The sequence below is a fragment of the Bradyrhizobium iriomotense genome (assembly GCF_018130765.1).
GTDB lineage: Bacteria > Pseudomonadota > Alphaproteobacteria > Rhizobiales > Xanthobacteraceae > Bradyrhizobium > Bradyrhizobium iriomotense_A.
The window spans coordinates 58,645-70,766 of record NZ_JAFCJZ010000004.1; the positions used below are offsets into that span (position 1 = coordinate 58,645).

Genomic DNA, 12,122 nt, shown 5'->3' on the forward strand with positions numbered 1-12,122 from the left:
CGTGTGGGGAGGCAAGTCCGATGCACTGGGGAGCGCTCTGCAGGCCGCGCGGCTGTCGCGGGCTTTTCTTGGCCGTCATTCTCGTCTCTGCGCTCTGGGCGCCTCTGACCTGCGCACAGGACGCTCAAAACTCTTCCCGTGAGCCGGGGCCGGTCTTTTCCGAGAGCGGCCCCGATGCCGAGCTCTACGGTGCGGCTGCCGGCTATCCGGTCGGCACGCGGGGGACCACCACCCAGCTCGACAAGCTCGTCGGCGTCTACAGCCATTTCGGCGAGATCTATCCTTCGCGCCCGATCGTTCGCGCGACGACGCCCTGGCAATTCAAGCGCGCGCCGGAGCCATCGATCGCCTACAGCTTCGGCACGGAACGGCTGAGCATCGCGGATTATCTCAAGCGCAATCCGGTGACGGGACTCCTGATCGCCCGGGACGACACCATCTTGTACGAGCACTATCAATATTCGCGGACCGACCACGACCGCTTTCTCTCGCAGTCCATGGCCAAGACGCTGGTCGGCATGCTGGTCGGGATCGCGGTCTCGGAGGGACGGATCAAGTCGATCGACGACCTCGTCTCGACCTATGTCCCCGGCCTTGCAGGAACGGAATATGGAAACACATCCATCCGCGCCTTGCTCAACATGTCTTCGGGCGTCGAGTTTTCGGAGGTCTATGACGGGAACGATGACATCGCCCGGCTTGGACGAGCCCTGTTCGTTGGAGAGGCAAAAGATCCCGCCGCGGTCGTCGCGCAATTCAATACGCGCACTGCACCGCCGGGGACCCGATGGCACTATGCGAGCGTGGAAACCGAGATCCTGGGCCTGGTCCTGCGCGCCGCAACTGGCACGCCGGTTGCCGACTATCTCCACGATCGGATCTGGGATGCCATCGGCACCGAAGCGGATGCCTCATGGGCGATCGACGGCAGCGGGCAGGAGATTGCGTTCTGCTGCTTCAACGCAACCTTGCGCGACTATGCGCGCCTCGCCCGCTTGCTCGCACATGACGGCGCCTGGGAAGGCCGTCAGTTGATCCCCCGGCAGTGGCTGCTGGATGCCACGACCGTCAGACCAGAGGATGGCCATCTCGCTCCGCGCGTGGCTACACCCTATTTCGGCTACGGCTATCAGGTGTGGCTCCTCCCCGGCGAGCATCGCAGATTTGCCCTGCTCGGCATCCGCGGTCAGGTCATCCTGGTCGATCCAGCCTCGAAGCTCGTTATGGTGCATACGGCCGTTCGCCAGAAGCCATCCGAGCCGGGAGCGCTCAGGGAGCCGCTGGCGTTGTGGTCCGCCGTGCTGCAACAGCTCGGGCAATAAGTCACATTCAAGCGCCACGCGCTGGTGCACCGGGGTCGACCCGCTCTGTCATAAGTCTGTTCTCAGGGAAATCCACCGCGAACTCTGAGGGTTTGGTCTGATAACTCCTCGGGGCGCCAATGGTACCCTCAGCTCGCCGTTGTTGCCTCCGACACTCATTCTCCCGCGGAATCGATCTGCGCCAGGCGTTTGGAGGCCAGTGCCAGGGCGGACGGTAACCGAACTCCGCAGCGGCCGTTCAGAGTCTGCGTCGGTCGGACAACGGATCGCGAAGCAATTCGAGCCGATACAGGTGAGCATCGACGTAGCATGCAGAACCTCAAACGCGCATTTTGGGCAACCCTCGCAATCCTGGCCGTGCTGTGGCTCATTGCGGAACCGTCAGTATTTCAGTCAGCCTCGTTCTTTGCGCGCCGCGGGGCGATCGTGCAGTTGAGCGGCATTCTCGCAATCGGATGCATGAGCGCTGCGATGATCCTGGCACTGCGGCCGCGTTGGCCGGAGTCGTGGCTGGGCGGCCTTGACAAGATGTATCGCCTGCACAAGTGGTTCGGTATCACGGCTTTCATCGTCGCCATCGTCCATTGGCTTTGGGCCAACGGTCCAAAATGGGCGGTCGGCTGGGGCTTGCTGGAGCGGCCAGTGCGTGGGGCAAGGCCCCCCATCGAGAATCCCATTGCCGCGATCTTTGCGAACCTGCGGGGAACGGCGGAGGGCATGGGCGAATGGGCTTTTTATGCCACCGTGGTGCTCATCGCGTTGGCGCTGATCCAGTATTTTCCCTACCGGCTCTTCTACAAGACACATCGCCTTCTCGCCCTTGTTTATCTGGTCCTTGTCTTTCACGCCGCCGTGCTGATCAGGTTCAGCTACTGGACGTCGCCGCTCGGCTGGGTGATGGCGGTACTGCTTGCCTGCGGCACGTGGGCGGCCGTTCTTGTCCTGTTGCGCCGGGTGGGCGCGGGCCGGCAAGTCAAGGGCAGGATCACTTCGCTGCAATATTATCCCGGTGTCAGATCACTCGAGAGCGCAATCGAGGTGCCGCACGGATGGCCGGGCCACAAGCCCGGCCAGTTCGCCTTCGCCACGTCGGACGCCTCGGAGGGCGCGCATCCTTACACCATCGCCTCGAGTTGGCACGCCGAGAAACCCGGGATCACCTTCATCACCAAGGAGCTGGGCGACCACACCAGCCGCTTGCGCGAGAAGCTTTGCGTCGGGCAGGAGGTGACGGTAGAGGGGCCCTATGGCTGCTTCACCTTTGATGATGACTGCCCGCACCAGATCTGGATCGGAGGTGGCATTGGCATCACGCCTTTTGTCGCACGAATGAAACACATGGCCATGCAGGAAGAAGCGCCCGACTGGCCTGCGGCGCAGACGGTCGATCTTTTTCACACCACCGCCGATGTCGACGAGGAAGCGCTCGGCAAACTGGCAGCTGACGCTAAATCTGCCGATGTCCGCCTGCATGTTCTGATCGATGCGCGTGATGGTCGCCTGACCGGCGAACGCATTCGCCAGGCCGTACCGCAATGGCGCGAGGCGAGCATCTGGTTTTGTGGTCCGGCGGGTTTCGGTGAAGTGCTGAAACGAGACTTCGCCGCGCACGACTTTCCTGTCAAAGGGCGTTTCCATCAGGAGCTTTTCGCGATGCGGTAATCCAGTGATCGAGGGACTGAATAGAGCTGTGGGCGGATCGTAGGATCTTGTTTTTTGTGGTTCCGACCGCTTCGTCGGCCGCGGCCGCATTGAACCTGTCCGGCTTCCGGGCGCACCAACGGCGCGTAAGTCCCAGATAGCCGCGACGAGGGAAGGCGCGATGAGGACCCTGAAAGCATCGATCTGTGTTGCAGTCACTGCGCTTGCCTTGAGCCTGTCGCTCAGTGCGCCGTCCTACGGCGAGGAGGATGAGGCGGGCACGCTCACCCGGCAGATGAAGGAGCTTTATCGGGCCGGGAAGTACATGGAGGCGCTGCCGCTGGCCCAGAAGTCGCTGGCCCTTCGCGAGAAGGAGTTTGGCCCTGATGACGCGCATGTCGCGATGCCGCTGAACGACCTTGGCACGATCCATTACAATCTCGGCCAGTACGCCGTTGCCGAGCCGCTGTACAAGCGCGCGCTGGCTATCCGGGAGAAGACGCTCGGTCCGGATCATGCCGAAGTCGCAATGGTGCTGAACAATCTGGGCGATCTCTATCGCGCGGAAGAGCGCTATGCGGAAGCAGAGCCGCTGCTGAAGCGATCGATCGCCATCGACGAGAAAGTGCTCGGCCGCGACGATCCACAGATCGTGTTGCCGCTCAGCAACCTCGGCGCCGTCTACAGCAGCCAGGGCCGATACGATCAGGCCGAGCCGCTGTTCAAGCGGGGACTGGCCGTGCTGCAGAAAGCGCTCGGCCCCGACGATCCCGAAGCCACGGTGCTGATGAACAATTTGGCCGATACCTACATCAATCGGCATCGCTATGCCGATGCCGAGCGGCTGCTGAAGCGGTCGATGGTGGTGACCGAGAAGGCGTTCGGGCCTGATCATCCCGACATCGCGCAGGCGCTGAACAATCTGGCTGCGCTCTATGCGCGTCAGGGGCGTAACGCCGAAGCCGAGCGGCTGTTCAAGCGGTCGGCGGCCACTTTCGAGAAAACCCTCGGCCCCAACCATCCGGATCTCGCCGGCGTCCTGGACAACCTCGCCGGTCTCTACAAGGATCAGGGCCGCTATGCCGATGCCCAACAGGTCCTGAAACGGTCGATGGCCATCCGAGGGAAGACAAGGCCGATCTGAATAGCTTTCGTAGGGTGGCAAAGGCGCGGGAAGCGCCGTGCCCACCACTCTTCCCGACGACACACAAGTTGGTGGGCACGCTTCCGCCTTCGCTCTGCGAGCCACGGCGGACAAGTCGCCTTGCCCGCCCTGCGACTTTTCCAACTTTTTTGCGCATTGACGGCCGGACCATGTCGGCATGGACCGGTCTCGATCGTCCTTGGGTGGACACGTCCCGGACGTGCCGGAGATGGACCCGGCATACGTGACGTGATTTCGTCAATTCGAGCCGTCAAAGTCGCAACTGGAGCAATGCCCATGAGGATCACCGTCGAAACCAGCGTCGCCGCCCCCATCGATCAGGTCTGGCGTGCCTATACGACGCCAGCCGATATCGTGAAGTGGAACGCCGCGTCCGACGACTGGCACACGACCAAGGCCACGGTCGACCTGCGCGAGGGCGGCGTCTTCTCCTCGCGCATGGAGGCCAAGGACGGCAGCATGGGCTTTGACTTCGCCGGCACCTACACGACGATCGTCGAGCACAAGCTGATCGAATATGCGTTCGGCGATCGCAAGGCCGAGGTCGAGTTCGTCCCCGGTCCGAAGGGCGTCGTCGTCCGCGTCGTCTTCGACAGCGAAGCGACCCACTCGGTCGAGCAGCAGCAAGGCGGCTGGCAGGCGATCCTCGACAATTTCGCGCGCTACGTCGAGGCGAAGCAGAAGACGTTGTGAGGGTGTGCAGGGCGCGGAGCCTTGGCAGGCATCCGCGTCCTCGTCTACGATCCGATCTCGCAATTTTTCCGGAGACGCAGGGATGCGAACCATTGGCCTGATCGGAGGCATGAGCTGGGAAAGCACCGCGCTCTACTACAAGCTCATCAACGAGCGTGTGCGCGACCGCATGGGCAAGCTGCATTCGGCCCCGCTGCTGATGTATTCCTACGATTTCCAGGAGATCAAGGAGATGCAGTATGCCGGCCGTTGGCAGGAGGCCGCAAGCAGCCTCGCGGAGGTCGCGCGGCGTCTTGAGAGCGCCGGCGCGCGCGCCATCGTGCTGTGCACCAACACGATGCACAAATTGGCGCCCGATATCACCTCAAGCCTGACCATCCCCTTCATCCACATCGGCGACGCAACGGCGCAGCGCATCCGGGCCAAGGGATACCGTCGGGTCGGGCTGCTCGGCACCAGGTTCACGATGGAGGAGGACTTCTACATCGACCGGCTTCGCGCCCATGATCTCGACGTCCTGGTTCCTCCCGAAGGCGGGCGAGCGGACGTGAACCGGATCATCTACGAGGAGCTGTGCCTCGGCATCGTCACCGCGCCCTCGCGCCGCCGCTATCAGGACGTGATGGCGGCGCTCGTTGCCTCGGGCGCCGAGTGCATCATCCTCGGCTGCACCGAGATCACGATGCTGGTCGGGGAGAGTGACACGACGGTCGAGACATTCGACACGACGGCCATCCACGCCGAGACGGCGGCCGATTTCGCGATCGGGTGATGATGGCCTCGGCGAGTTTGCGCCAGCACGGCTTTCGTAGGGTGGGCAAAGGCGCGGAGCGCCGTGCCCACCACTCTTGCTTTGCCGCCCTACGACTGATCGCGAGATGCGCCTTTCGGCAATAGCGATTGGAACCAGGAAACCTTGGCAAGTTCGCGCGTTTAGGGGACGGGAGCAAGCCGTGGAGGAGAAGCATGCGAACAGCAATTCTCGCGTTGATTGTAGTTGCCGGAAGCGCAATGACGTTCCAGGCAACGGCCCAACAGCAAAAGGCCGCACCCAGTGAGCAAACCAAGGAGGAGATGCGCCGTGATGTAGACCAAGGGCTCAAGGCTGGCGAGCCCAGCGAGCAGATGCAGCGTGATGCGGACAAAGGGATCAAGACCCGCAACTCCGGAGAGTCCGGATACGTGGCCGATCAAGACAAGCCAGGTGCTTCTGCGCATCCTCCGGGTCGACCGGGAAGTGAGCAGACCACGGGTTCGGGTGGCCAGACCAGCGCTCCGAAATAGAACCCTTAGCTCGCAGCTCGATGGGTCGAGCGGCTTGTCCGCCGTAGCTCGAAGAGCGAAGGCGGAAGCGACACCCATCAAGCTTCATTCCCGCAATTGGTTCGAGCTAACAAGCATTACGGATATTGCGTACCCGCGTCGGGGCGATGGGTTTCGCAAGAGCTCAACCCATCCGAGCTCTCAGATGACAGCTGCGGCCAGCAGGGAAGCGCCGCCAACCGCGACCAGCACGAGGCCGGGCCAGTTCGATTTGATGCCGAAGCCGCTACCCGGCGCTGTAGGTTCCAGCGTGTCAAGTCCGGAGCGAAGCCGCTTGGTACCGCTCAGCCGGCCTCGCCAGATCGGCTGAAATGCCATCTGGAGCACGCCGACGAAAACAAGGAGCGCACCAAGCCATATGAGGGTCATGCTCGTCTCCTGCTCAGTCAACGCCGAGAGGTTGCTCCCCGCGGAAGCCGCCGCCCCTTCGAGAAGCATCCTGCTTACTCGTCGTCCGGCTCGCGCACGACCGGCGGTTCATCATCTCGGTACTCGTCGTCGCCGTCGTCGTCTTCCTCTGCATCCTCGGCTTCATCGGGATCTCGGGGCGGCATCGTGTTGCCCACGATCACGAAGCGACGCCAGTCGATCAGCCCAGTGAATTCCTCAAGGAGATGTGGCGTCATGTTGTTGCTCCTATCCGGAGGTTCTCACCGACCGGGAGGATATGGGCCGCTCATCTACCTAACAAAGGCCGGCCCGGTGCGCGGTCTAGTGGCGGATGCGGCTTGGCGAGGCCCGTCGTACCGGGCGGGGTGTTCCCGCTCGTTAATCACCAGGGACCTCCAACTCTGACGTAGAAACGTCATCCAACCTGGATGGTTCCTCAGGCGCAACCTGATGGGAATGGGTAGAGCGGAACGAAACCCATCAACGATCGCCGCAAATCGGATCGCCAACGAGGACTCCGGAGCACGGCGTCCGCTCATCGCGACGATGGGCGTCGCAACAGCTCCACCCATCGAGCTTGACCAGGCCGATCTCACGCGGCCTTGGTCAAAACGTCCGTCAACCAATCCGGCTCGACGATCATGATCGAGTGGCCGGACGTCGTGTTTTCGAGGACCGTCCAGGAGCTGTCCGCCCTGCACTCGGCCGCCGCCTTGTCCATGGCGGCCAGCTGGAATTTCGGCAGGCGGATGTAGGTTTTCTTGGCGACCTTTTCGCGCGCTCCCGTGAGCTTGATCGGCTGCAGGAATGTGCCGACGGGGTGCGGGGTGACCTTCGACAACACCCAGGCAACATCCTTCGGGTCGTTGAATGCAGTCGGAGGAAGCGCTTTGGGAGCCGGACGGCTGATCGCGCCCTCTTCGATCGGGAAGGGGACCAGGTCTCGAAACGACTGGCCGTCCGCGGGCTTGATGGCATCAACCCAGACGATGGACGACACCCGGCTTCCGATCCGTTCGAGCGCGCCCGATGCCGGACAGCCACCATAGGAATGGGCAACAAGGCAGATGTCCGTCAGGTCCTCCCATTCGACCAGATTGGCGATGTCGGCAATGTGCGTGTCGAGGGTGATGTCCTTGCTCAGAAGGTGTGAGCGCTCAGCCAATCCGGTCAGCGTCAGCGGATACACGCGATGCCCCTGCCTTTGCAGGCGTTCCGTGACGCGATGCCAGGACCAGGCGCCGTAATACGCGCCGGGAACGAGCACATACGTTCGCTGCGTCGATTGCGCGCGGGCCGGACTGACGAATGCACCTGATGCTATTGCCGAGGCTGAGCCTGCCGCAGTGCCAAGGAGTCTGCGACGCGTGATGCTTGAACGGATCATGAAATAACTCCGTTGGGTTGAATGATTGATACTTGAAAAAATGCACGTGCCTGATCGTGCAGGCGTATCCTAGGGAAAATGACGACCAGCGCCAATGGCGCGCTTGGGTGTGGAGGCGGTCTTCTAGGACAATTGCGTCAGCGTGTGACGGGTCGGTTCACGGGGAAGCCGAGGCCGGTATTTCCAGTCAGTCCATAGCCTTGCGGCGATCTGCGTCAACTTGCGCCCGCCATTGCTTGACGAGGTCGCGCCGGCGGCCGGGATAGCGTTCGGTCTTGAGCCGGAGCTTTTCGATCCGATCCGCCCGGAAGGAGCGAAAGTCCTTCCTCATTTCACACCAGCCGGCCAGGATGCGGCGGGAGTCGAAAAAGGCGACGCCAATCGGCCAGATCGTTCGGGTGGTCTTCACGCCATTCGGATCGCGATACACGATGGACAGCTTATGCTGGTCGCGCATGGCCTGGCGCACGATGCGGAGATCGACGGCCTCAAGCTGCTTCGGCCTATGCGCGACATGAAAGGCATTGTCGTCGATCTTGTGTCGCAGCTCCGATGGGAGCACGGCGCCGATTTTCGCGAGCGCATTGCGCGCCGCAAGCGCGAACTCCTCATCGGTCTGGCGGGACACCCATTGCGCACCGAGCGCCAGGGCCTGGATTTCCTGCTCGGAGAACATCAGCGGAGGCAGGAGAAAGCCTGGCTGCAGCACGTAGCCAAAGCCCGGCTCGCCCTCGATCTGCGCGCCCAGCGCCTGCAAGTCGGCGATGTCGCGATAGATCGTGCGCAGCGACACGCCCGCCTCAGTGGCAAGATTGCTGCCCGACACCGGATGACGGTGTCGCCGCAGGATCTGCATGAGGTCGAACAGCCGTTGGCTCTTGGACATGCTGCAAATCTAACACGTATCCTGCCAAAGATTGGCAGTCGATTTCCGCTGAGGGCGGGCGGCACGGCTTCGGGCAGCCGCGCCGCTTGATGACCTGGACCGGATTCTTAGTGCGGTTGGACCGTCGCCGCGTAGGCGGAGAACGGGGTCGCATCGTAGATCACTTCGGTCGAGGCGATCCTGCCATTCCTCACCGTGAGGAGCTCCGCGCAGATGGCGTTGGCAACCGGATGGGTGTCGGCGTTGTAAACGACGACAGCCTGCTCATCGTCGCCATGGATGGCGAGAATCGTGACCTTTCGGAGCATGCGGGCGAACCCCCCGTGGAACTCGCGAAACGTCTGGGTCCCGACGATCCGCCCGCGCGGTGACGTGCAAACGACGTCGTCCGCCGCGACAGAGATGATCGTATCGACGTCTTTGCGGGCGATGGCCTCGACATAGGTCTTGGCGATCCGCCATGCGTTGCCGCTGTTTTGGGTATTCATGATCTTCCTTTCAGTGATTGGTGCACTGAGAGGAGACCTAGCGCAGGCCAGTGACAGATTCTGGCAGTAGGGGTTGGCGCTGCCGGGACCGCTCACCCGGACCTGCTGTCGACCTCATATGCGAGCAGTTGTGTCGAGCATCGTTCTTTGGTGGGACCAGGCCAGACCGACAACGCGGCTAAATCCAATCGCCTCCCAAAACTGCGCTGCAGCCTGATTGCCTGCATGTACAGTCATGGTGGAAGCTCTTCCTGCCGCGTCCTGCAACAGCGCCATGGCAATGGTGTAGGCAACATTGCGCCGTCTGAATTCGCGATGCACGTAGAACCGTCGCATTCTCCACGCCGGTTGCCCTGTCGGTGCAGGTTCGTTGGTCATCGCGCCGATGCCCGTGAGTCTGCCGCCGAGATAACAGGCGTATGCTGCATGAAAAATGGCGGGGGTCTCCGTTAGCTCAGCGGCAAGGCGGGTCATTTGCCGATGGCCATCCGCTGTTGCATCCGCCTCCAGGTCAGCGAAGCCAGCCGGCAATTTGTCGACCAGTCGTTCGAGTTTAAGGTCCATCACTCTTGGGCCTTGTCAGCTTGTGGGATGGGTAGAGCGAAGAGCAACCCATCAAACCTCATCCTCGCGATCGGATCGAGCTAGCAAGAGTCACGAGATCCTGCGTCCGCCCCGCAGGGCGATGGCGTTCGCAAGACCTCAACCCATCGTACGGGCTCGGGCTGCCAATCACACCGGCTGCGATGATGCCACCATACCCCTGTTTTGCCCGACGGATCAAACGAATTTCGGCAAATCAAAAAACCGCAATGCCGCCAAGGGGGCGGCTACTGTGCATGGGGTTGTTTTCGCACTTTTTTGTTTGCCGGCCGGAGACCGGCTGTTTGCCAGCCAGTAAGACCGGGCCGGCCCGTCCCGAGCGTCGCCTCAGCTGTCCACCTTCAGCGCGGCAATGAAAGCTTCCTGCGGGATGTCGACCTTGCCGAACTGCCGCATCTTCTTCTTGCCTTCCTTCTGCTTCTCCAGAAGTTTGCGTTTACGCGTGATGTCGCCGCCGTAGCACTTGGCGGTGACGTCCTTGCGCAGCGCGCGCACCGTCTCGCGGGCGATCACCTTACCGCCGATCGCCGCCTGGATCGGGATCTGGAACATGTGCGGCGGGATCAGCTCCTTCATCTTCTCGACCATGGCGCGGCCGCGCCCCTCGGCGCGGGTGCGATGGACCAGCATCGAGAGCGCATCGACCGGCTCGGCATTGACCAGGATCTGCATCTTGACGAGGTCGGCCGGCTTGTAGTCGGTGAGATGATAGTCGAACGAGGCGTAGCCCTTGGAGACCGACTTCAGGCGGTCGTAGAAGTCGAACACCACCTCGTTGAGCGGCAGATCGTATTTCACCATGGCGCGGGCGCCGACGTAAGTGAGCTCCTTCTGGGAGCCGCGGCGGTCCTGGCACAGCTTCAGCACGCTGCCGAGATATTCGTCGGGCGTGAGGATCGTCGCCTCGATCCACGGCTCCTGGATCTCCTCGATCTTCACCACGTCGGGCATGTCGACGGGATTGTGGATCTCGAGCTCGGTGCCGTCGGTCAGCTTCATCTTGTAGATGACGCTCGGCGCGGTCGCGATCAGGTTGAGGTCGAATTCGCGCGACAGCCGCTCCTGGATGATCTCGAGGTGCAAGAGGCCAAGGAAGCCGCAGCGGAAGCCGAAGCCGAGGGCGGCCGAGGTCTCCATCTCGAAGGAGAAGCTGGCGTCGTTGAGGCGCAGCTTGCCCATCGCGGCGCGCAGCGTCTCGAAGTCGTCGGCATCGACCGGGAACAGGCCGCAGAACACCACGGGGATCGCCGGCTTGAAGCCCGGCAGCATGTCCGCGACCGGCTTCCTGTCGTCGGTGATGGTGTCGCCGACGCGGGTGTCGGCGACTTCCTTGATCGCGGCGGTGATGAAGCCGATCTCGCCGGGGCCGAGCTCATCGACCTGCTGCATCTTCGGCGTGAAGAAGCCGACGCGCTCAACGTCATAGGCCGCGCCCGTGCCCATCATGCGCACGCGCTGGCCCTTCTTCATCGTGCCGTCGACGATGCGAACCAGCACGACGACGCCGAGATAGACGTCGTACCAGCTGTCGACCAGCAGCGCCTTCAGCGTCGCGTCGCGATCGCCCTTCGGCGGCGGCAGGCGGGTGACGATGGCTTCCAGCACGTCGGGAATGCCGAGGCCGGTCTTGGCGGAGATCATCACCGCGTCGGAGGCGTCGATGCCGATGACGTCCTCGATCTGCTGCTTGACCTTCTCCGGCTCGGCCGCGGGCAAGTCGACCTTGTTCAGGACCGGAACGATCTCGTGATTGTTGTCGAGCGCCTGGTAGACGTTGGCGAGCGTCTGCGCCTCGACGCCCTGGCTGGCGTCGACCACGAGCAGGGAACCCTCGCACGCCGCCAGCGACCGTGAGACTTCGTAGGCGAAGTCGACATGGCCGGGCGTGTCCATCAGGTTGAAGATGTAATCCTTGCCGTCCTTGGCGCGGTAGGCGAGGCGCACCGTCTGCGCCTTGATGGTGATGCCGCGCTCGCGCTCGATGTCCATGGAATCGAGCACCTGCTCCTTGCCCGCCATCTCGCGGTCGGAGAGGCCGCCGGTCATCTGGATCAGCCGGTCGGCCAGCGTCGATTTGCCATGGTCGATATGGGCGACGATGGAGAAATTGCGGATGTTGGAAATGGGGACGGTCGTCATGGGCGCGGGATACCACTCACATCCCCGTGCGGCAACCATATTGCTGTATTTTCAGGGCCTTTCTTCACGCCAAGCTGATTCCACG

Annotated in this window: 13 protein-coding genes; 6 read left to right on the forward strand and 7 right to left on the reverse strand. The window is 62.5% G+C overall.

What is annotated here, in order from left to right; genetic code table 11:
* Positions 1 to 68: 68 nt before the first annotated feature.
* From JQ635_RS08960 to JQ635_RS08985, 6 genes are all read left to right on the forward strand, one after another.
* On the forward strand, positions 69 to 1,322 hold the full coding sequence (locus JQ635_RS08960) for a serine hydrolase domain-containing protein (protein WP_211409504.1): 1,254 nt from the start codon (positions 69 to 71) through the stop codon (positions 1,320 to 1,322).
* Positions 1,323 to 1,631: 309 nt separating this feature from the next.
* Positions 1,632 to 2,984, forward strand: a complete 1,353-nt coding sequence (locus tag JQ635_RS08965) for a ferredoxin reductase family protein (RefSeq protein WP_211409505.1) — start codon at positions 1,632 to 1,634, stop codon at positions 2,982 to 2,984.
* A gap of 160 nt (positions 2,985 to 3,144) precedes the next feature.
* Positions 3,145 to 4,107, forward strand: coding sequence for a tetratricopeptide repeat protein (locus JQ635_RS08970; RefSeq protein WP_211409506.1), 963 nt, complete (start codon positions 3,145 to 3,147; stop codon positions 4,105 to 4,107).
* 297 nt (positions 4,108 to 4,404) lie between these two features.
* Positions 4,405 to 4,821 (forward strand): SRPBCC family protein, encoded by a 417-nt coding sequence (locus JQ635_RS08975; protein ID WP_211409507.1) that lies wholly within the window; start codon positions 4,405 to 4,407, stop codon positions 4,819 to 4,821.
* A gap of 82 nt (positions 4,822 to 4,903) precedes the next feature.
* Positions 4,904 to 5,593: an aspartate/glutamate racemase family protein gene (locus JQ635_RS08980; protein ID WP_211409508.1), complete on the forward strand. Its 690-nt coding sequence runs from the start codon at positions 4,904 to 4,906 to the stop codon at positions 5,591 to 5,593.
* 194 nt (positions 5,594 to 5,787) lie between these two features.
* Positions 5,788 to 6,105 (forward strand): hypothetical protein, encoded by a 318-nt coding sequence (locus JQ635_RS08985; protein ID WP_211409509.1) that lies wholly within the window; start codon positions 5,788 to 5,790, stop codon positions 6,103 to 6,105.
* Between the two features lie 180 nt (positions 6,106 to 6,285).
* Here the strand turns inward: JQ635_RS08985 and JQ635_RS08990 are convergent, their stop codons facing one another.
* The 7 genes from JQ635_RS08990 to lepA form a co-directional block, all read right to left on the reverse strand.
* Positions 6,286 to 6,513 (reverse strand): hypothetical protein, encoded by a 228-nt coding sequence (locus JQ635_RS08990; RefSeq protein WP_211409510.1) that lies wholly within the window; start codon positions 6,511 to 6,513, stop codon positions 6,286 to 6,288.
* A 74-nt stretch (positions 6,514 to 6,587) separates the two neighbouring features.
* Positions 6,588 to 6,770, reverse strand: a complete 183-nt coding sequence (locus tag JQ635_RS08995) for a hypothetical protein (protein WP_211409511.1) — start codon at positions 6,768 to 6,770, stop codon at positions 6,588 to 6,590.
* Between the two features lie 356 nt (positions 6,771 to 7,126).
* Positions 7,127 to 7,921 (reverse strand): alpha/beta fold hydrolase, encoded by a 795-nt coding sequence (locus JQ635_RS09000; RefSeq protein ID WP_211409512.1) that lies wholly within the window; start codon positions 7,919 to 7,921, stop codon positions 7,127 to 7,129.
* Positions 7,922 to 8,108: 187 nt separating this feature from the next.
* A complete protein-coding gene (locus JQ635_RS09005) occupies positions 8,109 to 8,807 on the reverse strand; it encodes a helix-turn-helix transcriptional regulator (RefSeq protein WP_211409513.1) in 699 nt (232 codons plus the stop codon).
* A 107-nt stretch (positions 8,808 to 8,914) separates the two neighbouring features.
* On the reverse strand, positions 8,915 to 9,391 hold the full coding sequence (locus JQ635_RS09010; RefSeq protein ID WP_349631847.1) for a nuclear transport factor 2 family protein: 477 nt from the start codon (positions 9,389 to 9,391) through the stop codon (positions 8,915 to 8,917).
* An 18-nt stretch (positions 9,392 to 9,409) separates the two neighbouring features.
* Complete coding sequence (locus JQ635_RS09015) at positions 9,410 to 9,859, reverse strand: GNAT family N-acetyltransferase (protein ID WP_211409514.1); 450 nt, start codon at positions 9,857 to 9,859, stop codon at positions 9,410 to 9,412.
* Between the two features lie 366 nt (positions 9,860 to 10,225).
* Positions 10,226 to 12,037, reverse strand: coding sequence for a translation elongation factor 4 (lepA, locus tag JQ635_RS09020; RefSeq protein ID WP_211409515.1), 1,812 nt, complete (start codon positions 12,035 to 12,037; stop codon positions 10,226 to 10,228).
* Positions 12,038 to 12,122: the final 85 nt, after the last annotated feature.